This window comes from Nostoc sp. PCC 9305 (genome assembly GCF_963920915.1).
Taxonomy (GTDB): domain Bacteria; phylum Cyanobacteriota; class Cyanobacteriia; order Cyanobacteriales; family Nostocaceae; genus Nostoc.
Genome location: NZ_CAWUDN010000021.1, coordinates 55,196 through 80,712, shown reverse-complemented (window position 1 = coordinate 80,712; position 25,517 = coordinate 55,196). Strand labels below are relative to the sequence as shown.

Below are 25,517 nucleotides of genomic sequence, written 5' to 3'. Positions count from 1 at the left end.
TCCCAATCCCCAATGTCCAATTCTTATAATGGGATTTCAACGTTGATAAATCGGAGGTAAGTGTGACCACTACGGTACACTGGCAGGAACGAGTTGGTAATCAAAGAGATTGGATTTGGCGTGGCTGGCAAACCCGCTATACTTACATTCGCCCTAGCCAAAGTCATCCCAATACAACACCGCTAATTCTGTTACATGGCTTTGGCGCTTCTATTGGCCATTGGCGACATAATTTAGAAGTGTTGAGCGAGCATCACACAGTTTACGCTATAGATATGTTGGGTTTTGGCGCTTCTGAAAAAGCCGCAGCTAATTACAGCATCGAACTCTGGGTTGAACAAGTTTACGATTTCTGGAAAACATTTATTCGTCAACCAGCGATATTAATAGGCAATTCCAACGGTTCACTGATTTCGATGGCCGCCGCCGCCACTCACCCCGATATGGTGTTGGGTATGGTGATGATGAGTTTACCCGACCCGTCATTAGAACAAGAAGCAATTCCTCCTCTGCTGCGCCCACTCGTCACAGCAATTAAAAATGTTGTCGCTTCGCCGTTGATACTTAAACCTGTATTTAACTTCGTGCGCCGTCCTGGGGTGCTGCGTCGCTGGGCTAGTCTCGCCTACGCTAACCCAGAGGCGATTACCGATGAACTCATCGAAATTTTAGCAGGGCCTCCCCAAGACCGGGGTTCTGCGAGAGCATTTAGTGCTTTATTCAAAGCTGCGATCGGAATTAATTTTAGTCCTAGTGTCAAGACAGTCTTACCAACCTTAACAATTCCCATGCTTTTAATTTGGGGACAAAAAGACCGATTTGTGCCGCCAGCCCTAGCTAGCCAATTTGCCCAATATAACGAGAAGTTGGAACTGCTGAATCTGGAAGATGTAGGGCATTGTCCCCACGATGAATGTCCAGAACAAGTTAACCAAGCGATTTTAGATTGGATTGAGAGATGGATTGGGTAGGCGTTGGCGTAGCCTCTCGTAGAGAAGCCCGCCGCAGGCATCGCCAACCATTCGTTGTTCCCTAAATATTATGCAATGGGAGCGATCGCATCAGCAGTAACTAGCCAATCGTCGCCTGGTTAGTGTCAACATTTGTAGCACCATTTACAGAACTCGCCACAGAAACCATTTTGTTGAGAATTTCTTGACTGGGGACTTTACCTTTCAACACTACAGTGCTACCCGTCTGAGCAACCCAAAGGGTATTAACATCGTCGAGTTGCGGATCTTCATCAAATGCCAACGCTACCCGCTTTGCTAAACCACTTTGGTCATATTCTCCGCTTAAACCCAGACGTTCTGGGGGTATTGATTGCGTAGCCGTAGCGACATCACTACTAGGAGCTTGCTGTACAGCCTGTGGAGCCGGATTTACTTCTGCATTTTGAGGCTTTTCCATGCCAAACAATCTTTGTAGCCAACCCATAAAAACTTTTCTCCTATTAGAGGCTTATCAAATCTGAGTATAAAAGGTTTGCAACAAACGCTGCATCTGCCAACAAAAAGATATACATTCAACAAAATTTTTGCTTGCAGTCGGATTTCTAAACAATTTATCGATTGAGAATGCAATGAGTGCAACGCTTAAGTTTACAATAAGAGGTCGCACTGAAAATTTAGTGCGGTAGTAGGTCTAGCGTTGCCCTTTGCTAGTGTCTGCGTTACTCAATTCCTGCTCTAGCCTCTGTTGGCGAAGATGAAACATACCCTTTCAGTTCTCGTAGAAGATGAGGCGGGTGTTCTTTCCCGCATTTCTGGTTTATTTGCGCGTCGCGGCTTCAATATTGAAAGCCTTGCTGTTGGCCCTGCTGAACAAGGAGGAGTCTCTCGAATTACAATGGTTGTCCCTGGTGACGATCGCGTCATCGAGCAACTCACTAAGCAACTGTACAAGTTAGTCAATGTCCTAAAAGTCCAGGATATTACCGAAACCCCTTGTGTCGAGCGGGAATTGATGCTTTTGAAGGTGAATGCTAGTAGCAGCAATCGCTCAGAAGTAATCGAATTGTCTCAGATTTTCCGGGCGCGAGTCGTGGATGTGGCAGAAGATTCTCTCACCTTAGAAGTTGTGGGAGATCCAGGTAAAATGGTAGCGATCGTGCAAGTATTACAAAAATTTGGTTTGAAAGAAATCGCCCGCACTGGCAAAATTGCCCTAACTCGTGAATCAGGCGTGAATACCGAGTTACTCAAATCTTTGGAAGCAAAGGTTTAGTTGGGAATTTAAATCAAGACTCAGAAATACTCAACCGCAGCAGAAGTCATAGTGGCAATTGTTACTATGACTTCTGCTTAGGGACTAGCAAAAAAAAATATTCAACTACCCACGAACCGCATAGTTTATAATTTATGTACAACTTTATGTACATTAACTAATGTTGTTTTACAAAATCACATCCCCAACCGATGCGAGAAATGACTTTTTTAAGTTATTAGAGCTGGTGGTAGAAAATCATCAGGTGTATATGATCAACCGTCGTGATGGTGAAAATGTAGCCTTGATTGCTGAATCAGATTTAGTGAGTTTACTTGAGACGGTTTATCTTTTGCGATCGCCTGCTAATGCGCGTCGTTTACTGGATGCAATAGAGGAGTCGAAAACAGGTAACATCCAATCTCAAACGCTAGCAGAACTTCAGCAGGAGTTGGGGATTGAGCAAGAAGAAGAAAAAGAAAGCTGAACTTATTGAAATTAAACCAGTTATTGTTAATCGCAGTTCTGGTTTTAGTTCTCAATTTAAAGAAGATTTAGCTTGGTGGTTTAAGCAGGATTTTCAGAAAGCATCGAAAATATTAGATTTGGTTACGGCTGTAATGCAAGACCCATTTGAGGGGATTGGTAAACCAGAACCATTAAAATATATGGATGCAGATATTTGGTCGCGGCGAATTGATTTAGAACATCGGCTTGTATATCGGGTGAGAAATACTCGGATTGATTTTTTAGCTTGTCGGTATCACTACGAATAAGGGCTGATTAACTAGCTTTCAATTTTAGCGATCGCTTCTTCTGGTGAGACATTACCATAAATCACAGACATAATCCCTGGCAGGTATTCATCCATCATCGTCACATTGGCGTAAACCACTCGTTGAATGAGTGCAAAATTGAGTCTGTCACCTTCGACATCAATGCTGGTTTTGTAACTAATCTCGCCGTCAGTAAAATCTAGTTCAAAATTGCCGATAATCATACCTGAATTAGCTCTAGTTAAAAACTCTGCTACAGCCAACCGCTTGTTTTCTGGTGAATTGACTGGACAAATTGAGTAAAAAACGAATTGATTTTGTTCACTTCTTGCTCTAGCGTAACAATTCCATTTGCCATTTTCGCCTTGGAACGGTATTTGTAAAGCTGGCTGTCCTGGAAGTTGTACAAACGGCCAATCATCAGCTTGAAAAAAATTGATTATCTCTTCAAAAAGACTATCATCTGTAGAATCTGAGGGCAAAGTTGCCTCTATTTTTTGTGTTATTTCATCTGGGTTAATATCAGCGAATTCAGTCAAAAAATTATCGATTCCTTCTAGCATTTTGGCAGCAGATTTTTGAGTTTTAGCTGACAAATTTGCCTCAGTCCAATCTTTAAAAAAGTTGACAATCCCCTCAGCAATTCCTTCACCAGAAGCGCTTGTTTGAGCCAGATTTTCTGGACTAATATAAGACCAAAGAGTACGATAGCCGATTTCGCCTGATTCTTGTTGCTGTTTAACAGATAAACCCAACCAACTTTCGGTGAAGAGGATTTGGTTATCGGGTTGTTCTTGGCTTAAATTCAGGATATATTTTGCAGTTTCATCAATGTTGACGGCGTGTTCTGCTAGTAGTAGTAATAAATCTGGTTTCAGGCTGACTTCGATGGTAATGTCTGGTTCGCTGATAAATTTACCAGATGATAGAGGGTTACGCGCATCTGGTTTGAGATTGAATAAAGTGGCGGTATCGATGCGTTGGTAGAGTTGTGGGTTGACACAGAAGGTGAGGCGACACGCGATGAGTTCGTTATTTTGTGTTGTGAGGGTAAGTGCGATCGCGCGAACGGTTAGGGGAGATTGGGAGGAGTCGTGTAGGGTTAGTTCGCTGTCTAATTGATGATTTTCTGTTTTGGCTGTCATGCAGAGTTAGTCATTTAATAATTTTATTCCTTATTCAACCTTTGAAAATCTGATCCATCAAAGTCTGCAAAAAGCTGAGGCATAATTTTTCTAAAGTTTCTTTCTTCAGTTGTAATCGGAGCATCAGAGTTAACATCTTCAGGCCCAGCAATAGCTAGATGCCAATACCAAAAACCACGTGATTTCAGTAACAGTTCCAAATATCCCTCAAAATCTACACCTAGCGGTCTCATTTTTTCGCCACGATAATAATAATAGACTTCTGGGTTATCTGAGCCATTTAAATAAAGCGCTGCACAAGCATTACCAATGAAAAAATCTATGGGATGTAAAGGCTTGCAAGGATCATTTTCATCAAAATAAATAATATTTTTCCAATCCTTAAATACTTCTTGAACAGGCAACAAATCAATATATCCAGCGGCTAATCCTCCTCCAGAAATTTCTGCTTGCTCCGCTCTTTCCCAGAAAATATTAATACCATTTGCCTTGCTATAAAAATCAATCATCGCTGGAGTCAGCTTGAACTTGGTTTGAGCTGCATTTAGTTCTTCCTCTGTTGCCGGAGGATTAAATTCGCAACTGTCAATGTCGATATTAATAGCTTGGTTATTTCTCAGATCATCTACCATTAAATGAAATTTATGTACGATATCTTGATTTTTCATTTTATTTCTATTTTTTACCTGACAGTTCTAGTTCTTCTTCAATCTCACTAAGTTTCTGTTTCTTAGTAGATGAAGCTTCTAAGTTTTTACTATCAGTAGAAGATGATGGCTCTACTTCTTCTTCCATCTCACCACGTTTCCGTTTTTTAGCAGATGAAACTTCTACTTTGGTAGGATCAAATAATGGGTCTTTTATTCCGCCTTTATCACTAAATTCATCCTTATTAATTTCATTTTTTGTATCCCTTCTCTTCTCTCCTAATTCCGAATGAATAGTTGTTTTTATAGCACCTTTAAAGGATTTTTTCCCATCAACATCAAGTTGAGCTGCTTCACAAACTAAATCAGCATTAATGACTCCATTTGCCAGGTCCACCTTCTCATTAGCAACTTCAACTTTGTAATAAACCCAATAGCCCTGAATATTAACCCAATTCTTAACTATACTTTCAACTTGTCGTACATGTTTACTGTTTGCATCAGCAGTTATAGGATAAAGATTTTGTGCGCTTCCTGGGCCACCAAGGTTATCATTTAGCAAGTGTCCTTTTATATATTTTTCGTGATTACCTGAACGAGGATTAGTTTGTAACTTCTTCATTAGCAGATTTAGTGCGCCCCCAAGTGGAGGACTTCCTTGTGGATGATTTGGCCCTAGCTTGGTAGCTTCCATCTTTTTTCCAACCAAGTATTTGCTATCAATATTACCTGTTTCAAAAGTAACCTCTTGCTTAAATTTGTTACTATGTGTTGTATCTCCTTCGTTAAGTATTAGATCGGAGCCAGAGAGATCAATGATTGCTTTGGGATTAACTTCCATGATTACGCTAGCCGAGGGCGTGCCTAGTTTTTCCCACTCAAGCTTCTTAAGTCCAAAATCTTTTTGAATAGCAGGAAAATGTTGTTCGACTTGTTTTGTACTCTCAGATTTGGCAATAATTCCCTGTAATTTTTTTCGAGCTGCTTCTAAATCCTTCTTTTTTACCTCATGAGTTCGTTGATCTTGTGATGTATTGTCTTTACTATTCTGATCTTTCTTCCCTTTCTGTTTATCTTTACCAAACCCAAACTTATCTTTGACTTTATTGCTAAACTTGTCAAACTTATCCTTAACTGATTTTTTCTTCTTCTCAACCCATTTATGACCAGCTTCCTTCTTATCCTCAACCCACTGCTTACCGGCTTTATATTTCTCCTTCGCCGAATCTTTCAGTTTTCCAGCCTTCTTACCCAACTTACTATTCTTAACCTTGTTGCCAATTTTCTTAAACGCCTTTGCACCTTTATCAATTACCCAATCAACTGCTTTTTCCATCGGTTTACGCAGCTTCTTGAATATTCCTTGAATCTTGCCGGCAATGCCATCCAAGCCCAAAAGACTTGCTAGGAAACTGATAACTACAGGTAAAGATTTAGCAAGGGCATTTTCAACACCTTTGATTGCTTGATCGATCGCACCACTAGCGATCGCACCAATCGCATCCAGTATCGCATTAATTAAATCGGCAATCTGCTGGGCACGTTCAATAAAGAATTTGACAATTTCATAAATCGCCTTAGCAGCTTTGATAAATGCTGAAGCTGGGGTCAACAGGCTGAGAATCCACTCAATCCCGGCTGTAATCACTTTTTCAATAATAAAATTCTTGATGGGTTCGATCACCAAGGCATTGAGGTCGCCCATCTTCTCTTGGACAAACTCCCAAATCCCAGCCACTCCCTGACTGGCTAAGACTTGAAATACATCAACAGTTTGTTCCAATCGGCTGACCTTTTCTTCACCCAATCGTTTCACAGCTTGGGCGCGAATTGCTTCATAGGTGAAGCCCAAAAGCTGCATTGCTAGGCTAAAGATCCCTTTGAGGTCGAAGTTTTCTGGCATTTGAATACCAGTTTCTGCCATTGTGCCAGTCAGCCAGCCAATTAATCCTTGCTGGAGGTGCTTCCCGATATTATTCATGAAGTTAAGGAAGCCTTGTTTCACCGCCTGGATCAAATTAGTCAAGAAACCAATCGGGTCTTTGAGGATTTGCCCAACTACGCCCGCAACTCGCGCTAGCACTTGCAAAAGCATTTTGGTCAATTCAATTATCGTCTTGATGACTCCCACGATGAAGTCGAAAGCTTTTTGAATAAAACCTTTATTTGCTGCCTTCATCTCTTCAATGCGGGCATCAACAGCTTCCAAATTCTCTTGATATTTCTGGGCTAGGGTGTCAATTAGCTCATCTTGCTTATCGTCAACAGTTTGTTGCAATTCTTCAAATTTGCTGTCAATGTCTGCGGCAGCTTGTTGACCAACTCCTTTTAAGTCTTGCGGTAGTTGGTTAACATAATCCTGAATCTCCTGCTTACCACTAGCAATTTCTGCTTTGGCTTGGGTCAGTCCTTTACTAATAATGGCGACGACATTGTTAATTACACCATCCATCTGATTAATGTAAAGCTGCCGTCCCTCTTGATAGAAAGCGTTTATCTCTGAGGGCATACCAAACAATTTGTCTATTAACCATTTTCCTGGCCCCAAAATGCCACTGTAGCGATCGCTCTTATAATCGTCCATCCGCTTGCCAACGTAATTCTCGAAGGCTTTTTTGGCGTCAGCAGCACCAGCATCAAAGGCTTGTATAACTTGCCCGTCTAGTTCACCAAGGGTTTTCTCAACTTTACCTTTGGTCTTGTCATAAATCTTATTAATATCACCAGCAACTTTTGCCCGTGCTTGCTCATCCTTGCTCTTGGCTCCAATCTGCTGCTCCCCTACCTGACCCAGGTTTTGGGTACGGATACCGTGCATTGCTTGCAAATGCTGCTGGGCTGTAGCTTCTGCCGTAGCTTGAGCGGTTGCGAGTATCCCTTGCTCTTGCTGGCGATATTGTGGCGGCGCTTCTTGTGCATTAGTTTGAGCGTCTTTCTTGGCTGCGAGTGCCCCTTGAAACTCCGGTTCATTGGAGTTTGCCAATTGCTCCTCGGTAATATCCGCTTCTTTCATCTGCTGGTCAAGTTTTTTACTGTCATCTTGCAGTGGTGCTTCGACTTCACCTTGTCCCTTAGATTTGGGTGCGGCTTTATCTGCATCAACGCCTGTTGGCGGTGTCCCTGGCTCATTCTTGGGCAGTGGTGTTACTTGTTTAGCCTCAATCCCACTGGCATCAGGTTTTTCTTTAGTTTTCTCTTCTAGTTGACCCTGAGAGCTTTTCTGTTCTTCTTTAACCTGACCACTCAAATCGCCTTTAACAGAGTCCAGTTTATTGTTATTTTTAAAGTTGTCCGCCTCTTCCAAGTTCTTGGGAGCCATATCAGCAATGCGCTCCATCAATTTGGCTTTGAAGGCGGCAGCGTCAAATCCTGGTGTTGGGGCTTGTTGCATCTCCCCAACTTGATTGGCTTGCGCTTTGCTGTCTACTTCATTACCTGGGGGTTGGGCTGCCGCTTGGGCTTCTTGGGCTTTGCTATTAGCAGGTGGGTGTTTTTTCTCAAGTCCTGCAACCTCTTTTGTTGTGCCGACTACCGCTTGAAATGCTGGGTCATCTTCAGGAGAAGTGGGAGCTTTTTTACCATCATCTGCTGTAATGGCTACATTTGTTCCTGGTAATCCGGCGATCGCTTTCCCTGCGTTTCCTCCAGGTAAATCTGCTCCTTTGCTTTGAGCTTGCTGTTGAGAATCGACCTTTTCTGTATTAACTTTGGTATCTTTTGACTCAAGCTCTTTTGGTTGATTTCCCCCAACCTCAACCTGTTTCTGAGTTACTGCTGCACCAACCTTTTTTGTCGGGGGTGGATCTGTTGCCGCGTTCCCGCCATCATCTGGTGGTGTGGGGCTAGCTTGATACTTTTCTGTCGTAGCCTGATTTTGTTGTTGGCCGTTTTCCGTATCAGTTTTGGATTCTAAATTTTTTTGGTTATCTTCGTCACTTGGTTTTGGGAAATTCTCTCGCAGTTGGATAGCTAGCCCATACCCCGCAGAGGTTGTCGGCACTTTTGTCTGAAGTTTATTTTCTTTTGGTGCTACATAAAGAGATTTCGGCTGCACTGCACTGCCATTTTGCTGGACAACGTGCGTCAACTCATGGGCCAGTAATTCTTTGCCTGCATCACTTCCAGGAGAATATTCGCCCTGACGGAAGAACACATCTTGTCCTGTGGTAAAAGCACGAGCTTGTATAGATTCATTTAGGCGATTAGATTGAGCATCGGTATGAACTCGGACGCTACCGAAATCAGCCCCAAACGCTTGTTCCATTGGGTGCTTAATATCATCTGCAAGCGGCTGCCCATTGCCACGTGCTTGTTGGATTGAAGTTTCTAGCTGAGATGTTGCTGCTGTTCTTCCTCCACCCTGACGCTGCACCAAAGGAGTAATAGAATCCGCCAAGGAGTTCATTTGTAATTGGTCTTCTTCCTCTGGTAATGCCTCCCGTTGGATAGACTGCACTGGTTCGCTCATCCTCTGCATCACCAACTGAGCGACGTTATCAGCCTCCTGTTCATAAATATCTCCAGGCTGGTTAACTGTCAGTTTTGTTTGTGGACGCCGCAGGGATATTCGACTAATGTCATGTCCAAGTGGTTTGCTTGGGGATTTTACCTCATTCACTATCTGGGATGAAGTACCAAGCGACTTCATTTGCAATTCTTCCTCTGGTATTTCCTCCCGTTGCAGCGAGGGAGTCTCTCCCCAAGATTTCATTTGTACTTCTTCCTCTAGCAGTTCCTCGCGCTGAATACTGCCCTCTGGTTTCGTTTGCAATTCATCTTCATCATCAGGTAATTCTTCTCGCTGAAGTTTCCCACTCAGTGGCTGATGAATTCTTTGCATTACCTGACGTGCTGTTTGGTCAGCTTCTTGCTCGTAACGATCTCCAGGCTCCCCAATCGTCAGTTTTGCTTGAATTGGTGTTGGTGTATCTGGTCTTCTGACTGGAATATTGGCAAAGTTATGACCAAATCGAGTTGCTTTTTCCAGTCGAGAATTCAAAGATCGATCCATCTTGGCTTGCAATACAGTCAGCCGTTCTTGTCCCTCTGGCGTAATCGTCCGATGCTTGGCTTGTAATTCCAATCCAGCTGCTTCCATCTTTTCTTCTGCAAAAGCTTCATTCTCTACGTCCGTTTGTGTCACGGGCGTAGAGAATGAAGCTTTTTGAGTTTGACCGCCAAATGCTCTATGGGCTAATTGAGGAGTTTGTTCTGATGCTTGGGAATTAGAAAAGCTGGATGAGGGACTTTTGAGGGATTTCATCGGTTTTATTGCAACTATTGACGATTCAATTTGTCTAGGTGATTAGTTTTGATTATCATTTACCCAAAATTGCAATTATCAAGATAATTTTAGAATGTTAATCAATTAGAAATAATTAATCAGTAGATGGCTCCCCCCTTTTGCACCCGCACTATGCTGATGGGCGCGGACAATCGTTGAGTCAATCATCACATATTCATTGTCGGCATCATTTGCCAAGTGCTGAAACACCTGCTCCCATACGCCTGTTTTTGACCATCGACTGAAGCGTGTGTGAATCACACGAAAATCTCCAAATCTTGCTGGTAAGTCACGCCAAGGAATGCCTGCTCGGTAACGATATAACACTGCTTCGACAAACAATCGATTATCTTTAGCCGTGGCTCCCACATAGCCCTCTCGTCCAGGTAGCAGGTTTTTGATTCTCTCCCACTGGTCATCTCGTAGTGCGTATCGGCGCGTCATCGTTTTTAAGAGTTTTTATTCTTTTTCAACAGTTCTGATTTCAGTTTACCTAATTGATGACACGCCCTAAGGCTGTATCAGGAAATTATTTTTGCAAGGTACTTCCGACGTATTGAAATATACTCTTTTTGGAAGATGAATCGCTCTTTAAGGGTGAGTATAACGTTAATTAGAAATCTGAAAAGAGGTTCAAGCAATGGTTACAAATACAGGTAACGGACAATCTCAAACAGCGATTAGCGACTTGGAGTATGATTTTGTCACCGTTTTGCACAACAAGGCTGAAGCTGTTAAAGCTTACGATACTTACATCAAAGATGCAGAACAAGTAGGTTCTCAACCTTGTGTAGAGTTGTTCCAGAAATTGCGGCAATCTGATATTGAACACGCACAAGAGATTCGCCAACATCTACAACAAGTGCTGCAACAGGGTAAGATGTAACCCAGGTTTTAAGTTCATAAGCGTAAGTCCGTCATAGACATCGCTTCTGGTTTAGCTAAAACAAAAAGAGGCGATGTCTAAAACAGGCTATGACGCTCTCTACGAGACGCTGCGCGAACGCTATCGGCGTTACACTTGCTGATTAAATTAGAGGCAAGCATTGCCCACTATCAGATAGACTAATTTTGGGCTGCTTGCTGTACTTGCGCCACCGTTAAATCGAGAGCTACCGCCACTTGTTCTACACTTAATCCCAATGCCAACAATCGGGGAATAGCTTCTAACTTAGCTTCCTGGCGACCTTCTTGGCGACCTTCTTCTAATCCGTCTTCCTTGATTGATTGATACATCCGGTTTTTTTTGAATTCGTCGTCTATACCCAACATTTCTGCTAACTCCTCTCGGCTTAACCGGGTAAATTTGTACAACAGAATAGTCTCTATTAATTCTACAATTTGCTTGGTGGTAGATTCATCTGCCAGTTGTTGCCTTGCTTGTAAAATTAATTCTCTACCTTTGTCAACGGCTGTCTCTTCTCTTTCGATAATTAATTTAACGATCGCAACTTGAAGTGAGTTCTCCCTCGTATCTAATTCATCTAGATAAATGCGTTGCACTTGTGAACTCTCTAGCAGCAATTGATATGGTAGCCGATCGCTTGGATCTCAATACTTGTCGGTTAAGGGGAAAAGGGGAAGGGGAAAGGGGAAAGAAAAAACCTTTAACCTTTACCCTTTAACCTTTTCCCCAAACCCAATTCCAATTTAAAAATGCTTAACCGAGCAGTATTGGCTTGGATCTAAACTCCTTTGAGGATAGATAACCACAGCACCCCAAAAATTGACTGATTCGTTTTGACGTAAGTAAAGAAAGATTTCGCCAAAGAAGCGTCTATAAAAATTTGCGTCTAATTGAAACTGAACTTCAACAAAGTAAAGTGGTTGGTTTGTGGTTTCACTTGTAGGGATAAATACCCCATCAATCCTAAAAGCAGTTTCTTTTAGCTCGACTGAAACAAATTGATATGCGTTGACGTTGGCAGTCGTGTCGCCAATTATGGCAAAAAATATGCTAGGAAAAGCTTGCAATAAGCTATAAAATATTTTGTCAGTTTGCACCGAGATTTAGTCAAGGGAGCATTGAATATTGAAAGTCTATCAAAAATAGTGTAATCGCGTCTGTTTCAACATAAAAAAGCAGATAGGAATAACCATCTGCTTTAATAAAAGATTCCATTCTCTAATTTACATAGATACCAACTGATTCACTGGAGCAATCCCAGCCAAATCTAAAATTGGCGCGATCGCATCTTCACGCTTCACTGCCATCATGTGAACTCCTTGACACAATTGCCGCGCTATTTGCACTTGCTCGGCAGCAATTTTTATCCCTTCCTCAAAAGGGTCTTTGGCTTTTGCCAATCGATCAATAATATGTTGGGGAATATCCACACCCGGAACACATCTATTAATAAACTGGGCATTTTTTGCCGATTTCAACAGAAAGATTCCTGCCAAAATCGGTTTTTTATAACCAGCAGCAATGGTATCCATAAACTTTTCTAGCCGCTCAAAATCGGTAATCAACTGACTTTGAAAAAACTGCGCTCCAGCTTCGATTTTGCGTTCAAATCGACTTTGTAAACCCGACCAACTTTTACATTGCGGATCTACTGCTGCACCAACAAATAAATCTAAGGCTCCATCAGTCAAGGGTTTTTCATTACAATCAACACCTTGATTCATCTTCCGAATCAGTTGCAGCAGTCGCACAGCTTCTAAGTCAAACACTGCTTTGGCATCTGGATGATCGCCTGCTTTTACTGGGTCGCCAGTCAAAGCTAAAATATTGCGGATACCTAAAGCATGAGCGCCCATCAAATCAGCTTGTAAACCGATGCGGTTGCGATCGCGGCAAGCAATTTGACAAATCGGCTCTATACCATTTTGTGATAAAATCACCGACGCCATTAACGAAGACATCCTTAACACGGCGCGGCTACCATCAGTTACATTGACGGCATGAACTCTCCCCTTAAGAGTCGCCGCCATTTGAATCATGTGCGCTGGATCTCCCCCCTTCGGCGGCGCTACCTCGGCGGTAACTAGAAATTCACCTGCTTGTACAGCTCTGCGAAAGTCATTAAAGGCTGTGGGGCTGTGGGTGTGATGCATAACATTAAGCTTTTCAATTTCTTAAATGGTATAACAAATCACACCTAAAGGGGAAAACTTATAGAGGTAGAGAGTAGCCTAAAGCAGCTTTTACCTGTGATAAAGTTTGATTTGCGATCGCTCTAGCTTTTTCCCCTCCATCCCGCAACACAGACTCCAAATAGCTTTTATCCGCCGTTATCGAGTGATATTTTTCTTGAATTGGTTTTAGGGATTCAATAATTGTGTCTGTTAACAATGGCTTGAACTGTCCCCAGCCCATATCCTGACACTCAACTGCCACATCTTCCTTTTTCTTCCCAGCAAGCAATGTATACAGCGTTAACAAATTATTACACTCTGGACGCGCTGGATCGTCAAAAGTCAGCCCACGAATCGGATCGGTTTTACAACGCTTAATTTTATATTGAATCTGTTCCGGTGAATCTAGCAGACTGATTCGGCTTAACTCTGAAGGATCGGACTTCGACATTTTGCGTGTACCGTCCGCTAAACTCATCACTCTTGCCCCTTCCTTGCGAATCAAAGGGTCTGGTAACTTCAAAACTGGTTGATCTGGTTTACCAAATTGGTGATTTAACCGAGCTGCAATATCCCGTGTCAATTCCAAATGTTGCTTTTGGTCTTCACCCACTGGCACTTTATCCGCTTGGTAAAGCAAAATATCCGCTGCCATCAGCACAGGGTAATCTAATAAGCCTGCACTCACATTTTCTCCCTGTTTAACAGCCTTTTCTTTGAACTGGATCATATCTTGCAGCCAGTTTAGAGGTGTAATGCAGTTGAGCAACCAAGTGAGTTCGCTGTGAGCCGAAACGTGGGATTGTACAAAGATGGTGGAGTGATTTAAATCAAGACCACAAGCTAGATAAAGAGCAGCAAGAGTGTAGGTATCAGCTGCCAACTGTTTTGGGTCGTGCGGCACTGTAATCGCGTGCAAATCAGCCACAAAAAGGTAATTTTCGTATTCGCTCTGACCTTCTACCCAGTTGCGAATGGCTCCCAAGTAGTTACCTAGATGGTAATTGCCGGTTGGTTGAACTCCAGAAAGAACACGTTGCTTGCCCATAAATTCCAACTTAGTTATCTCAAATCCGCGCTATGTCAAGTGGCGATGTCTGGCGACAAGTTGCTTGCGCCTACGCAAAACTCATTTAATTTTGACATTTTCCAGGTCAACTCGCCGTTGTGGAATGAGAGATTTTAACTCAACTCCGATTGCTATAGAAACTCTTCACAAAGGAAAACAACAACTTAGTGTACTTTCGACAGCTTGTAGAGTGGGCATTGTAAAGCTTTGTAGTCCATTGTAAATAAAAAGTCGATGCAATGGCATTGTTAGTCGATACAATCGCATTGTCAGTCGATACAATCGCATTGTCAGTCGACGCAATGGCATTGTTAGTCGATGCAATCGCATTGTCAGTCAATACAATCGCATTGCAAAAGGTTGCATTTACATAACACGACAATAGAAATACTAAACTGCAAAACACCGTAATTAAAGCTTTTGCTCTTCATCAAAGCAGTTTATGTACTTTTGATTTACAAAAATAGACAAAATTTAAATTCTTTTCAGAGAAAGTAGCAGTAATCTCAACATTATGAGTTAATTTTTTCACTCAGGAGAGTCTGCTGATGAAAGCTTTACTACTCTGACCTATAAAAATGCTCAATTATTTCTGGATTTACTAGCAGACAATTGGTCTGGCAATTTTTCGTTGCACAAATCCGCCATTATATTTTATGACAACGGCGGTAATCCTGCTAACTGACTACAACATTATCTTTGCCGATGCAAATCTCTATCTAAAAATAGATAGAGCAAGAATAAAAGTAGTGGGATCATAGCATCACCTCTGCAATGACCATCCAAAACCCGGATTTGTCAAAAGTAAAAAATTTTTCAACCAAAATTTAATTAGAGGACTACAGCAATGAAAGTACTCTTACTTTACCCCCGCTTTCCTAAAACGTTTTGGTCTTACGACGAATTCATGAAGATAGCGGGACTTAAGGCATTTATTCCACCGCTAGGGATTCTGACTGTTGCCGCTATGCTACCAACAGACTGGGAAGTTCGGTTTTACGATCGCAATGTTAATCAAGAAACGGATGAAGATTGGCAATGGTGCGACATCGTGATTCTTTCTGCCATGCTTGCACAGAAAGAAGACTTTCTCGCTCAAATTCACAAAGCAGCACAACTGGGGAAAAAAGTTGCTGTAGGTGGCCCTTATCCAACCTCAGTGCCAGAACCTGCCGAAAAAGCAGGAGCTAACTATTTGATTTTAGATGAAGGAGAGATTACAGTTCCGCAATTTTTAGATGCGATCGCTAAAGGTGAAGAACAAGGAACCTTCCGTGCTCTTGAAAAACCAGATGTAACCCAAAGCCCCATCCCTCGTTTTGATTTACTCAAGCGAGATGATTACTTAATGATGGCAATCCAGTTTTCTCGCGGTTGTCCTTTTGAATGCGAATTCTGTGACATCATCAATCTATACGGTCGCAAACCACGCACTAAAGAACCTAGTCAAACTTTAGCAGAACTCCAAACTCTTTATGATTTAGGCTGGCGCGGCTCTCTGTTCGTTGTGGATGATAACTTCATTGGCAATAAACGCAATGTAAAACGTCTTTTACAAGAGTTAATTCCGTGGATGCAGGAACGTAATTATCCCTTCACTTTCCTGACAGAAGCTTCCGTCAACCTAGCAGAAGATACTGAGCTATTAGAACTAATGGCTAAAGCTGGTTTCTACGCAGTCTTTTTGGGTATTGAAACACCAGATCAAAACAGCCTGCAAGTCACTCGTAAGTTTCAAAATACCCGCAATCCTCTATTAGAAGCCTGTCGTACCATAAATCAAGCCGGATTGTTAATCTATGCAGGATTTATCATTGGTTTTGATGGAGAAAAGGCTGGCGCTGGGGAGCGAATTCAAGCTTTTATTGAAGAAACCAGCATTCCTCAACCGATGCTAGGTATACTGCAAGCTATTCCCAATACTGCCCTCTGGGAAAGACTAAAAAAAGAGGAGCGATTATTAGAAGGATTTGGAGGTACGGAGGTGGGGGATCAGAATTCCTTAATGAATTTTGTTCCTACCCGGCCGATAGCTGAAGTTGCTAGAGAATATTTAGAGGCAATTTGGAGAATGTACGAACCCAAAAACTATCTCCGACGTTGTTTTGAACAATGCCTCAAGATTACACCTAATCCCCAACTACAGCAGACGATGTATTTTCCTCCTGGCAAAGGACTGCGACTACTTGCAAACTTGCTCTGGCGACAAGGCTGGCAACGGCAAGAAATTCGCGGTCAATTTTGGCAACAGCTTTGGGCTATTCTCCGCACCAAGCCGCAATTTGTGAATATGTATTTGGGTTTATGCGCTGCTGGCGAGCATTTTTGGGAATACCGCCTTTTAGCCAGAGAGCGCATTACTGAGCAGTTAGGATTTGATCCGCTAACCACATCTCCCCCTGTTGAAAAACCATTAGTCACAATTTAAGATTATACCAATTTGAAAAAAGAATACGACAAATAGACCATTTGTAGAGACGCGATTCATCGCGTCTTTTAATTGAATTAGTATTAGCTGATTGTTGAGCGATCGCTAATGTATTTTTATAAATAGAAATAGCGATCGCATTAATTTTGCTCACCAAAGCCAAACTCTTAAATTCGATTTACCTTTCAGCCAAACCCACCTGTCCCCCAATTAGCCCCAAAAATCCAGTTCCAAAGTGCTGAATTTCTAAAAAGCTTGCTTGCTCTGGTGAGGTTTTGTAAATTTTGAATGTCTTCATAATTCCTAAAGTGGCAGCACTTTCTAAAGGGCCAACAAAACTAACATCTCGGTCAATAAAATAGGTTTGATTAGCCCAGTAAACCATTTGATTTGCATTTAAAAAGTAGCAGCCCGCGTGAGGATTGAGGGCACGACGAAAGTTAATTGGTGCATTCATAATTGCACCATTGAGTTCCTGTTGCTCCTGCACATTTTGAAAAGGAGCAGTTACTCGCAAAGCCAAATCCCCATCAATATAAGCTTTGTGAACCAAACCGTGAGAAGATACTTCATAACGATTTGGCTGAAGCAAATTTAAATCACCCGTTTGTTGGGTAAACCAGTTTAATTTGATAAAAAACGAAGGATCGTGAATAATTAAGTCATCTTCAAGAAAGCAGTAATAATCATACTGATCGAGACAACTTTGCAGAACAGCTTGACACTCAAACCCCAAAAGTAGAGGTTCTGCATTAGTGGAATGATGCCTATATAAATGGGATGGTAAGGGAAGCTGATTCAGAAGATGATTATCTTGAGTTGTACAAATAACAATATCTAGTTCGTGAGACTGCGGCTGATTAGCAGGAAAAGCTAGTCGTTGAGCAATGTTGATAATACTTTGAGATTTGCCAAATAATTGATGTAAAGCGGTAATACTTTTAGTTAACGCCTCCAAACGGGGTTGCGGGTCTTTGCGTTGGGAAGCATGACGACCCTCATTGCTAGGTTTGAAAAAATGGGCAATGGTAAAAATAATTCGCATTTTACATATCAATTTTGTATTTATTTGTCATTTGTCATTTGTACTGAGCGTAGTCGTAAAGCCTGCGGCATAGCTACGCTTCGGGCGCAGCCTCTCCAAGAGTTATATTGGTCATTTGTCGTTTGCTCTCGATCAATAACTAATGATTAATATACTTCTTGCAAAAGTCTTTCTTTTCAGGTTTTTATTTGCACCTTCGCTTGAGGCAAAAAATATTTATGCAAGTGACTAATGGCTAATGACTAATGACTAATGACCAATTACCAATGACTAATTTTTGCCAAATCCTTTAGAACTTGGACGCTTTTTTAAACTATCAGAAGTTTTACCAGCGAACATCCATTGCAAATGCTGTGGTAACAGTTTCGCCAAATCATAACGCTTCAAAATAGTCTCTCGCGCATTCGCACGAATTGCTTTCATCTCTTGAGGATTATTCAGCGCCTCTTCAACCCGATTAGCAATCTTCTGGGGAGAAAAGAAATCTACCAGCAGTCCATTCACCCCATCCTGTACGACCTCCAAGACTGGCGAAGTCTTAGAAGCTATTAGTAAACATCCTGCTGCCATTACTTCTAACATTGACCAAGATAATACAAAAGGACGGGTTAAATAAACATGGGCAGAAGAAGCTTGCAAAACCTGAAGATACTCATTGTAAGGAAGCCTATCTGTAAAGTGCAGCCTCGATAAATCCAAAGATAATTTTTCTAGCATTAATTGTTTATAAGTCTGACCATCGGGGAGATTTTTACCATAAGCAACTCGATCTTCTCCGACAACTACCACGTGGCACTTAGGTCGTCGCTGCTGAATTAGCGCTACCGTTTCCATAAACTGCGGAAAACCTCTATAAGGTTCCATTCCTCGTCCTACATAAGTTACCAACTCTTCCACATGAGAAAGATCCAGATTTATTCTTGGTAAAACTAACTTTGCGCCTGGTTTGGGGACAAAATAATTAGTATCAACACCATCATGAATGACAGTGAGTTTGCTATGATATTCTTTGGGAAACTGCTGACGCTGCCAATTAGTTGGAGAAAGACCGCGATCGCAGCTATATAAATCAGTTAAAATCGGTGCATTTTTCACGCGGATGCGGCATTCATCATCAGCATTCAACGGATCGTTAGGATCAAAATCTGCATCGGAACCGTGAGCGTGATAAAACCACTCGAAATAACACAATAATTCTGCTTTGGGAAAAACATCTTTCATAAATAAAGTCGGCCCCCAACCAGAATGGCCATAAACTATATCTGGAAAGAAACCCTCGGATTTTAATTTTTCTGCCACGCGATAGACAGCCTGCGCGGTGAGAACAGCATTTTCCAGGTTGCGAACATAGTGGTGAGTTTGAGGCGCCGCTTCACGAGAAGGAGTATAAATAGCTTTAAAAACGCCAGGTATTTCCCCTTCCCGACGATTTGTCCCAAAGACGACTTGGCAATTAGGATCTTTACCTAAAACTGTCACTAGGTTACGGAATTGTGAGGGGAAATTGGGATGTAAAAATAAAACTTTCATTGGAATAATCTTGATTAACTTATTGCCAGATAAAATAAATTAAGACAAGCTGCTTAAGATTATAAGATTATTTATCATAATTTTTAGCAAGTAAATTTAGGTAAATGGTTGCTCGAAAATGCGAAAATAATCGCAAATTCGTGTTATTACCATGAAATTTATTGGCATTGATTTAGGCTGGCGATCGCAACCAAGTGGACTATGCTGTTTAGAATGGGTAGATGGACAACTGCAATTACTCGATCTAGACCGCAAAGATGCCATTGCAGATATCCTTATCTGGATCGATCAAAGCGTCCAACCAGACGAACCAGCCATCATCGCCGTAGATGCACCTACCCTCATACCCAACACTAACGGGAGTCGCCTACCCGACAAACTTAGCCACAAGCACTTTGGTAAATATCATGCGGGATGCTACCCAGCTAATCAAAACCTACCCTTTGCAGAGCGCACCATCAACTTTGGCTTAGAATTAGAATCACGTGGCTTTGCCCACGCCCCCACCATTGAACCGCAAAAACTTAGCAGATATCAAATAGAAGTCTTTCCCCACCCAGCAATTGTTAACCTATTCAACTTAGAACGCATCCTCAAATACAAAAAAGGACGCCTCAATGAACGCCGCCTAGAACTAATCAAACTCCAAAATTATCTTCTTGATATCCTCCCCTCCTTCTCTCCTCCTCTGCGTTCTCTGCGCCTCTGCGGTTCGTTTATTCCAAAAATCCCCACCACAGGCGCAGCTCTCAAAGCAACCGAAGATAAACTAGATAGCTTAATTTGCGCCTATGTTGCCGCATATTGGTGGTATTGGGGAGAACAACGTAATCTCGTATTAGGCGATCGCACTACTGGCTACATTATCATCCCCCAAAGAATATTAGCCTAAAATTGTAATATCGTAAGATTTAACTCAAAGAGGTTTTATGCAAGGAGTTAGTTCTAACTTGAGTTTAAAAGAGCTTTATGAAATTGACGATCATCTCTGGTTAGAGGAAACAATCAAACTCTTGAAAGCTAACCATTTAGAAGAATTAGATTTAGAAAACTTAATTGAGGAGCTAGAAAATTTGGGTCGTAGAGACAAAGCCAAGGTTGCTAGTTTATTAGAACAAATTATTAGACATCTTTTGCTGCTGCAATATTGGACAGAAGAAACTCAATATAATTCTGGACATTGGAAAGCAGAAATTAGAAGCTTTAGGAATCAATTAAAACGTCACTTAACAACGAAATTATATCAATACTTAGACAATGAATTAGCATCAATTTATGATGATGCTTTAGGGTATGTAATTGAAAAAACTGAGGGTAAAGTATCTAGTTTACCTCAGTATTGTATTTATACCTTAGAACAGCTATTAGACATTAATTATCTACCTGAAAACGTGTAAAACAAAAGGCGTTGCTAAACTTAAATCAGCAACGCCTAATCTTGATTATTCAAAAATTAATCAGCACTCTTATTCTGCCCAAGCAATCAACCTTGGTTCATAAGGATTAGCCAGGTGTGGATTTTTCGGCAATACACGCAAAGACAAGCCTTGTAAACCAGAAGCGGTATAGGTGATATTACCCGTGTAAATGCTCAATTGCTGTCCATCTTGCCCTTGGTAATCCATCACCACTGTTACAGCGTTGACAATCTCACCATTGGCATCGATCGCACCTTGATATAACTCCACCTGCACATCATCATTGGTCAAAGTTGCTAAGTCAACCTTAGCTTTGACAGCAACGGTTTGGTTAACCTCAATGTCTGAAGCTGCCGATACATCAACATCTTTGATTCTGATATTGAACCAGTGTTCGCTCAGTTTTTCTTTCCAAGCAGCTAGTTCTTTCGCTGGGCCATAGTTATCAACAGTCAGGGTATGATAGCGATCGCTAGCCGGGAAATAAGCCCTTTGTGCATATTCTCCTACCATCCGCGCTGTATTAAAGAACGGACAATTCAACCGAATTGCATCCTTCATTTTGGCAACCCACGGACGGGGCAAACCATCAGTATCCCGATGTTCATAAAATAGCGGTACAACTTCCTTCTCTAACAATTCATAGAGAGCATTTGCTTCTACTTCATCTTGGTAGTTGGGATCGTCGTAATTTTCTCCATGTCCAATCGCCCAGCCTGTGCGGACGTAATCAGCTTCATCCCACCAGCCATCTAGTACGCTTAAATTCGGCAATCCATTCATAGCGGCTTTCATACCACTTGTACCAGAGGCTTCCCGTGGACGACGCGGTGTATTTAACCAGATATCGCAACCCGCAACCATCAACCGGGAGATGTGAATGTCGTAATTCGGAACAAACACTACCTGTTTTTCTAAATGCTGTTCGCGGATAAAGTGATTGATCTCGCGGATCAGTTCTTTACCGGGGATATCCTTGGGATGTGCCTTACCAGCAATTACAAATTGCACTTTTCGGTCTTTGTTAGCCAGCAGAAGCCGCTTAATGCGATCCAAATCACGCATCCAGAGGGTGGCGCGTTTGTAGGTGGCAAAGCGACGGGCAAAGCCGATGGTGAAAGCGTAAGGATCTAAAACTTCTTGGGCTTGGACAATTTCGGAAGCGGAAGCGCCGCGATCGGTCAAATGCTTAACTAAATGCTCCCGCACATACAAAATCATATCTAAGCGACAGCGTTCGTGATTGCGCCACAATTCCTCATCCGGTATGGCGTCCATCCGCTCCCATAATGGGCTATCTGGTGGTGCTGATGACCAATTTGGGCCGAGGTAGCGATCGTACAATTCTTGAGTCGATTTAGCCACACAACTCCGAGCATGGACACCGTTGGTAATTGCGGCGATCGGCACTTCCTCCACTGGCACCTTCTGCCACAAGCCTTGGAACATTTGCCGCGACACCACACCATGCAGTTGTGCGACACCGTTAGAAAATGTTGCCATTTTCAGTGCCAGCACCGCCATACTGAAAGGCCCAGATAAATCGCCTGTATTCTCGCGCCCCAGTCCTAAAAATTGCTCTTTGGGCAACCCAAATATCTCTGCGTAATATCCCAAGTAGTGCAGCATTTTCTCAGGAGCGAACAAGTCAATCCCTGCTGGTACTGGCGTATGGGTGGTAAAGATATTGCTGGAAGCAACCACCTGTCTAGCTTGGACATAATTCAGTCCCTCTTCCTGAATCAGCAAGCGGATGCGTTCTAGGGCAGAGAAGGCAGCATGGCCTTCATTCATGTGGTAAGCGGTAACTTTTAGCCCCAAAGCTTTGAGCATTTGCACGCCACCGATCCCCAGCATGATTTCCTGGTGGATACGCATATCAATGTCGCCACCGTACAGCTGGTCTGTGATGTCGTGGTCGTAAGTATTGTTCGGTTCAATGTTAGTGTCCAGCAGATACAGAGGTACTGTTCCTACCTGTACGCGCCAAACTCTGGCATATACCTTGCGTCCTGGATAATCTACCGCAATCCGCAGTTCAGAACCATCGGCATTGCGCTCTAGATGCAAGGGCATATTATAGAAATCGTTGAGCAGGTAGCGTTCTTGCTGCCAGCCATCAGCATTGAGATACTGGGCAAAGTACCCTTGCTGATACAGCAAACCTACACCTACAAGCGGTAAACCCAAGTCACTGGCAGATTTGAGGTGATCCCCCGCCAGAACGCCCAAGCCTCCAGAATAAACGGGCAAACAATCTACAAGTCCAAATTCCGCCGAAAAATAGGCGTAGCATTCTTTGGGTTTCTGCTCCCGTTGTTTCTGATACCAGGTGCGCTCTTGCAAATAATCGTCTAACTGACGGTCAGCTCGATCCATTTGCGCTAAAAAGCCTTCATCTTCGACAACTTCCAGAAGCCGCGATTGAGAGATCGTACCCAGCATTAACACCGGGTTATGATGGCTAGACTCCCACAGGTCAGAGTCTAAACGACGGAACAAGTCTTTACTTTCAACGTTCCAATCCCAGTGCAAGTTATATGCCAGCCGCCGTAGTGGTTCGAGTCGCGGCGGTAGTGAAGGAGATACATTAAATGTGCGAATTGGCTGCATAGGTTGGCAAAACTCCAAGTTTAGCTATGGTTATTGTTTACTCTCTTTACCAATGTTGCCAATTCTTTATACAGTAGTTTGTGAAAAAGCGATGACTTTGTTAAGCATTGAGAATTATTTTTAACCTCGTTGCTAAAGTTTACACCAAGGTGTTTCTAATTCTATGCCTGACTCTGAGCCATGTACTTGGTATATTAAAATTTAATCATTGACTGGTATGTATCACTTAAAAAAATTTAGTTTTGAATAAATAATTTATATTTATTTTAGTATTGCTTCCGGGGATCAATTCGAGATTCTTGGCTGAGGGTGAAAATTCTCCATAGCTGTGTCCAGTAAAGTGAAATTTTTTAATTATTTTTTAATAAAATTGCGCTATCAAAGAAGGCAGTCGCGATAAAACGAGTTTCAAAAGCCAAACATGAAAATATTCTAAAGACTGTGATTTTTACTCAGCACTCTCAAGCCAGGAGGCAGCAAGGAAACCCCATAAATAATTAATCGGATGAAAACCCTACCAAGCAATTAACCAGGAAAAGCGATGCCTGCGATTTTTGCTAGCCTACGCTAACTACTTGGTATGAAATATTTGCACTAAACCAGGGAAATAACTTATAAAGGTGTTATTTTATGCACCTAGTGAAGGCTGATCTTTAGTATTTTTTGTCATTGTCAGAGCTACAGCTGCTGCATAAGCAAGTTCCGCTGCCATTTGATAAGCTAGTTTGATACTTGATGAAGTGTCCTTGGCTTTAGGAGATGGGGAAGCTTTTTTTCGGCGCGACTCTTGTTTAACATCACCGGCTGCAATCGCTCGCTGTAAAATGATCCAGGCATCTAGGTCTTCTGAGTCATAATTACCTTGAAGCTGCGATCGCAGTTGATCTTCGGCTACAACACTCAGATAGCCGATAGTTAGAGCTTCTTGTACGATTTCTTTAATTAAAGCCATAATTTGAACCAAGTATGTGAGTTAAAACCGATACCTCAATTTGGGAAATTAGATGTTTTTTTGTAGATTTATCCTCGAAACTAAGCTACTTTTAGCTTTCTTTTAATAAAATTTATAATGAGTAGTACCAAGCACGCATCACCCGCTTGGCTCACCCGAATGGGTGATTTATAAATTTTTAGATACTTTTAGATACAAGTAATAGTAAAGAGGAAAATTTTCAGCTACTTTGGCTTTTTAAGGAAAAGGGTGTCACAAGTATAGTAGATATCATTATGAGTTGAACCCCAAATTATAAAATAGTAATCGATAGAAATATAGGCCAAAATGCCAATAACTACTTACAGCATTTTTAAATCTCTCTCCTTAATGGATGTTATCTAAGTGTATAAAAATATTTGAGAGTAGCGTAGGCTTTGCCCGCACTTTTCTACAAGACTCCACGTTCGCACAGCGTGCCGTAGGCAAGTGGTTCGACATGGTTCGACTCCGGCTCCATCGAGCGAAGCCGAGATGCTCACCAGCCGCTCTGTTACCACCGTAGGCATCGCTCTAGTAAAAAAGTTAACTTATTTCCAGCATTATCATCAACAATAAATATAGAAATCAACTTATTTAATGAGAGTGTTCCACTAAAAATAAAATGTGTTATCGTTAAAAACAATTGTTATTAAAAACCATTCATGTCATTACAAACGTGAATTGGCTAGTCTGTAAATCATCCGTGTGCAACATGATTGGAGCAGCATACTCTAGAAATTCGTTGCAAGAAAGCCGTCATAGCAGTCGGGGAAGCGCTTACTTGTTTGCACCGATGGTTAACTTCAATGTGATGGCTGATGTGGGAGATAATCCACCCTAATTGGATTTTTTTGGGCACAAATACCCATAGAAATCCAACAATAATTACATTGTCATGCTAGGCAGAAATTTTATCTAAACTTTGAATATAGTCTAGTTAAATGTATTTTTTGTTGCCAAATAGCTTGCGAAACTGAGTTGTTTCAAAAGACTAAAACCGCTTGAGAGCAAATAGCTTCAAGACAAACAACACTATCCCTATTTACTTTAGGAGTGCTGTTAGCGGTAGCAAGCTTTTCAAATTTGCCAGAGAACCAAAACAGTAGTCTATCTAAATCAGCAAATTTTCTATCAGACAATTTAAAAGTCTGAGTTTTGACTCGGCAATGCACTGAAAATTTTTTTGTTAATTGATTTTGTGAAAAATAAGCCAAAGTTTTACGTGCATATAGTACAAAATCTGCTAGCGACTTAACGTAATTGTGCATAATACTTGAGTAATTCTACACACCTAACCTCAAGA

Annotated in this window: 22 protein-coding genes and 2 pseudogenes; 10 read left to right on the top strand and 14 right to left on the bottom strand. The window is 41.8% G+C overall.

The annotated features are described in order from the left end of the window. Positions 1-62 precede the first annotated feature (62 nt). Positions 63-971, top strand: a complete 909-nt coding sequence (locus ACM0OX_RS10425) for an alpha/beta fold hydrolase (protein ID WP_414514805.1) — start codon at positions 63-65, stop codon at positions 969-971. A gap of 100 nt (positions 972-1,071) precedes the next feature. Here the strand turns inward: ACM0OX_RS10425 and ACM0OX_RS10420 are convergent, their stop codons facing one another. Next, complete coding sequence (locus ACM0OX_RS10420; RefSeq protein ID WP_414514804.1) at positions 1,072-1,437, bottom strand: BON domain-containing protein; 366 nt, start codon at positions 1,435-1,437, stop codon at positions 1,072-1,074. A gap of 270 nt (positions 1,438-1,707) precedes the next feature. On the opposite strand from ACM0OX_RS10420, the gene ilvN reads away from it, so the two are divergent. The 3 genes from ilvN to ACM0OX_RS10405 all read left to right on the top strand — a co-directional run bounded on the left by ilvN (position 1,708) and on the right by ACM0OX_RS10405 (position 2,981). Beyond that, on the top strand, positions 1,708-2,226 hold the full coding sequence (gene ilvN, locus ACM0OX_RS10415; RefSeq protein WP_069069184.1) for an acetolactate synthase small subunit: 519 nt from the start codon (positions 1,708-1,710) through the stop codon (positions 2,224-2,226). Between the two features lie 160 nt (positions 2,227-2,386). Continuing rightward, a complete protein-coding gene (locus ACM0OX_RS10410; protein ID WP_335005975.1) occupies positions 2,387-2,692 on the top strand; it encodes a type II toxin-antitoxin system Phd/YefM family antitoxin in 306 nt (101 codons plus the stop codon). Beyond that, a complete protein-coding gene (locus ACM0OX_RS10405) occupies positions 2,664-2,981 on the top strand; it encodes a Txe/YoeB family addiction module toxin (RefSeq protein WP_414514803.1) in 318 nt (105 codons plus the stop codon). The genes ACM0OX_RS10410 and ACM0OX_RS10405 overlap by 29 nt, the downstream gene beginning before the upstream one ends. 11 nt (positions 2,982-2,992) lie before the next feature. Here ACM0OX_RS10405 and ACM0OX_RS10400 read toward each other — a convergent pair whose 3' ends face one another. The 4 genes and pseudogenes from ACM0OX_RS10400 to ACM0OX_RS10385 all read right to left on the bottom strand — a co-directional run. Next, positions 2,993-4,126: a YbjN domain-containing protein gene (locus ACM0OX_RS10400; protein ID WP_414514802.1), complete on the bottom strand. Its 1,134-nt coding sequence runs from the start codon at positions 4,124-4,126 to the stop codon at positions 2,993-2,995. Between the two features lie 23 nt (positions 4,127-4,149). Further along, positions 4,150-4,794 (bottom strand): SMI1/KNR4 family protein, encoded by a 645-nt coding sequence (locus ACM0OX_RS10395; RefSeq protein WP_414514801.1) that lies wholly within the window; start codon positions 4,792-4,794, stop codon positions 4,150-4,152. Positions 4,795-4,801: 7 nt separating this feature from the next. Beyond that, positions 4,802-10,036 carry an eCIS core domain-containing protein gene (locus ACM0OX_RS10390; protein WP_414514800.1) on the bottom strand — a complete coding sequence of 1,745 codons (5,235 nt, stop codon included), beginning with the start codon at positions 10,034-10,036 and terminating at the stop codon, positions 4,802-4,804. 138 nt (positions 10,037-10,174) lie between these two features. After that, positions 10,175-10,501 (bottom strand): annotated as a pseudogene (locus ACM0OX_RS10385) (IS5 family transposase); the annotation flags it as partial. Between the two features lie 196 nt (positions 10,502-10,697). Here ACM0OX_RS10385 and ACM0OX_RS10380 point away from each other — a divergent pair. Next, entirely contained in the window at positions 10,698-10,943 is a 246-nt protein-coding gene (locus ACM0OX_RS10380; RefSeq protein WP_414514799.1) for a hypothetical protein, read from the top strand. A 179-nt stretch (positions 10,944-11,122) separates the two neighbouring features. Here the strand turns inward: ACM0OX_RS10380 and ACM0OX_RS10375 are convergent. The 3 genes and pseudogenes from ACM0OX_RS10375 to trpS form a co-directional block, all read right to left on the bottom strand. Next, positions 11,123-12,061, bottom strand: a pseudogene (locus ACM0OX_RS10375) (Rpn family recombination-promoting nuclease/putative transposase). A 126-nt stretch (positions 12,062-12,187) separates the two neighbouring features. Then, positions 12,188-13,117, bottom strand: a complete 930-nt coding sequence (locus ACM0OX_RS10370; protein WP_414514798.1) for a methylenetetrahydrofolate reductase — start codon at positions 13,115-13,117, stop codon at positions 12,188-12,190. A gap of 58 nt (positions 13,118-13,175) precedes the next feature. Next, positions 13,176-14,186 carry a tryptophan--tRNA ligase gene (gene trpS / locus ACM0OX_RS10365; RefSeq protein ID WP_335230822.1) on the bottom strand — a complete coding sequence of 337 codons (1,011 nt, stop codon included), beginning with the start codon at positions 14,184-14,186 and terminating at the stop codon, positions 13,176-13,178. 868 nt (positions 14,187-15,054) lie between these two features. On the opposite strand from trpS, the gene ACM0OX_RS10360 reads away from it, so the two are divergent. After that, a complete protein-coding gene (locus ACM0OX_RS10360; RefSeq protein ID WP_414514797.1) occupies positions 15,055-16,635 on the top strand; it encodes a B12-binding domain-containing radical SAM protein in 1,581 nt (526 codons plus the stop codon). Here ACM0OX_RS10360 and ACM0OX_RS10355 read toward each other — a convergent pair. The 3 genes from ACM0OX_RS10355 to ACM0OX_RS10345 form a co-directional block, all read right to left on the bottom strand. Further along, positions 16,625-16,792 carry a hypothetical protein gene (locus tag ACM0OX_RS10355; protein WP_414514796.1) on the bottom strand — a complete coding sequence of 56 codons (168 nt, stop codon included), beginning with the start codon at positions 16,790-16,792 and terminating at the stop codon, positions 16,625-16,627. The two genes, ACM0OX_RS10360 and ACM0OX_RS10355, sit on opposite strands and share 11 nt — an antisense overlap. Positions 16,793-16,813: 21 nt before the next feature. Further along, positions 16,814-17,680 carry a calcium-binding protein gene (locus tag ACM0OX_RS10350; protein ID WP_414514795.1) on the bottom strand — a complete coding sequence of 289 codons (867 nt, stop codon included), beginning with the start codon at positions 17,678-17,680 and terminating at the stop codon, positions 16,814-16,816. A 270-nt stretch (positions 17,681-17,950) separates the two neighbouring features. Next, positions 17,951-19,210, bottom strand: a complete 1,260-nt coding sequence (locus ACM0OX_RS10345) for a glycosyltransferase family 4 protein (RefSeq protein ID WP_414514794.1) — start codon at positions 19,208-19,210, stop codon at positions 17,951-17,953. 151 nt (positions 19,211-19,361) lie between these two features. Between ACM0OX_RS10345 and ACM0OX_RS10340 the strand changes: the two genes are divergently transcribed. Both ACM0OX_RS10340 and ACM0OX_RS10335 read left to right on the top strand, forming a co-directional pair. Beyond that, the gene (locus tag ACM0OX_RS10340) at positions 19,362-20,102 is read left to right on the top strand and encodes a DUF429 domain-containing protein (protein WP_414514793.1); all 741 of its coding nucleotides are present in this window, start codon (positions 19,362-19,364) and stop codon (positions 20,100-20,102) included. Between the two features lie 37 nt (positions 20,103-20,139). Beyond that, a complete protein-coding gene (locus ACM0OX_RS10335) occupies positions 20,140-20,607 on the top strand; it encodes a DUF29 domain-containing protein (protein ID WP_414514792.1) in 468 nt (155 codons plus the stop codon). A 69-nt stretch (positions 20,608-20,676) separates the two neighbouring features. Here the strand turns inward: ACM0OX_RS10335 and glgP are convergent, their stop codons facing one another. Further along, entirely contained in the window at positions 20,677-23,241 is a 2,565-nt protein-coding gene (gene glgP, locus ACM0OX_RS10330; protein ID WP_414514791.1) for an alpha-glucan family phosphorylase, read from the bottom strand. Positions 23,242-23,869: 628 nt separating this feature from the next. Beyond that, the gene (locus tag ACM0OX_RS10325; RefSeq protein ID WP_335195981.1) at positions 23,870-24,193 is read right to left on the bottom strand and encodes a hypothetical protein; all 324 of its coding nucleotides are present in this window, start codon (positions 24,191-24,193) and stop codon (positions 23,870-23,872) included. Positions 24,194-24,661: 468 nt separating this feature from the next. On the opposite strand from ACM0OX_RS10325, the gene ACM0OX_RS10320 reads away from it, so the two are divergent. Continuing rightward, positions 24,662-24,790 (top strand): hypothetical protein, encoded by a 129-nt coding sequence (locus ACM0OX_RS10320; protein ID WP_414514790.1) that lies wholly within the window; start codon positions 24,662-24,664, stop codon positions 24,788-24,790. A gap of 136 nt (positions 24,791-24,926) precedes the next feature. Further along, positions 24,927-25,055 carry a hypothetical protein gene (locus ACM0OX_RS10315; RefSeq protein ID WP_256091202.1) on the top strand — a complete coding sequence of 43 codons (129 nt, stop codon included), beginning with the start codon at positions 24,927-24,929 and terminating at the stop codon, positions 25,053-25,055. Between the two features lie 142 nt (positions 25,056-25,197). On the opposite strand, the gene ACM0OX_RS10310 is transcribed toward ACM0OX_RS10315, so the two are convergent. Beyond that, positions 25,198-25,482: a hypothetical protein gene (locus ACM0OX_RS10310; RefSeq protein WP_414514789.1), complete on the bottom strand. Its 285-nt coding sequence runs from the start codon at positions 25,480-25,482 to the stop codon at positions 25,198-25,200. Positions 25,483-25,517 lie beyond the last annotated feature (35 nt).

Coding starts and splice junctions, on each gene's coding strand:
- ACM0OX_RS10400 (WP_414514802.1), bottom strand. CDS start 4,126: ATGACAGCCAAAACAGAAAATCATCAATTAGACAGCGAACTAACCCTA.
- glgP (WP_414514791.1), bottom strand. CDS start 23,241: ATGCAGCCAATTCGCACATTTAATGTATCTCCTTCACTACCGCCGCGA.
- ACM0OX_RS10335 (WP_414514792.1), top strand. CDS start 20,140: ATGCAAGGAGTTAGTTCTAACTTGAGTTTAAAAGAGCTTTATGAAATT.
- ACM0OX_RS10370 (WP_414514798.1), bottom strand. CDS start 13,117: ATGCATCACACCCACAGCCCCACAGCCTTTAATGACTTTCGCAGAGCT.
- trpS (WP_335230822.1), bottom strand. CDS start 14,186: ATGGGCAAGCAACGTGTTCTTTCTGGAGTTCAACCAACCGGCAATTAC.
- ACM0OX_RS10345 (WP_414514794.1), bottom strand. CDS start 19,210: ATGAAAGTTTTATTTTTACATCCCAATTTCCCCTCACAATTCCGTAAC.
- ACM0OX_RS10325 (WP_335195981.1), bottom strand. CDS start 24,193: ATGGCTTTAATTAAAGAAATCGTACAAGAAGCTCTAACTATCGGCTAT.
- ACM0OX_RS10380 (WP_414514799.1), top strand. CDS start 10,698: ATGGTTACAAATACAGGTAACGGACAATCTCAAACAGCGATTAGCGAC.
- ACM0OX_RS10390 (WP_414514800.1), bottom strand. CDS start 10,036: ATGAAATCCCTCAAAAGTCCCTCATCCAGCTTTTCTAATTCCCAAGCA.
- ACM0OX_RS10340 (WP_414514793.1), top strand. CDS start 19,362: ATGAAATTTATTGGCATTGATTTAGGCTGGCGATCGCAACCAAGTGGA.
- ACM0OX_RS10310 (WP_414514789.1), bottom strand. CDS start 25,482: ATGCACAATTACGTTAAGTCGCTAGCAGATTTTGTACTATATGCACGT.
- ACM0OX_RS10360 (WP_414514797.1), top strand. CDS start 15,055: ATGAAAGTACTCTTACTTTACCCCCGCTTTCCTAAAACGTTTTGGTCT.
- ACM0OX_RS10315 (WP_256091202.1), top strand. CDS start 24,927: ATGATTGGAGCAGCATACTCTAGAAATTCGTTGCAAGAAAGCCGTCAT.
- ilvN (WP_069069184.1), top strand. CDS start 1,708: ATGAAACATACCCTTTCAGTTCTCGTAGAAGATGAGGCGGGTGTTCTT.
- ACM0OX_RS10420 (WP_414514804.1), bottom strand. CDS start 1,437: ATGGGTTGGCTACAAAGATTGTTTGGCATGGAAAAGCCTCAAAATGCA.
- ACM0OX_RS10395 (WP_414514801.1), bottom strand. CDS start 4,794: ATGAAAAATCAAGATATCGTACATAAATTTCATTTAATGGTAGATGAT.
- ACM0OX_RS10410 (WP_335005975.1), top strand. CDS start 2,387: ATGTTGTTTTACAAAATCACATCCCCAACCGATGCGAGAAATGACTTT.
- ACM0OX_RS10350 (WP_414514795.1), bottom strand. CDS start 17,680: ATGCGAATTATTTTTACCATTGCCCATTTTTTCAAACCTAGCAATGAG.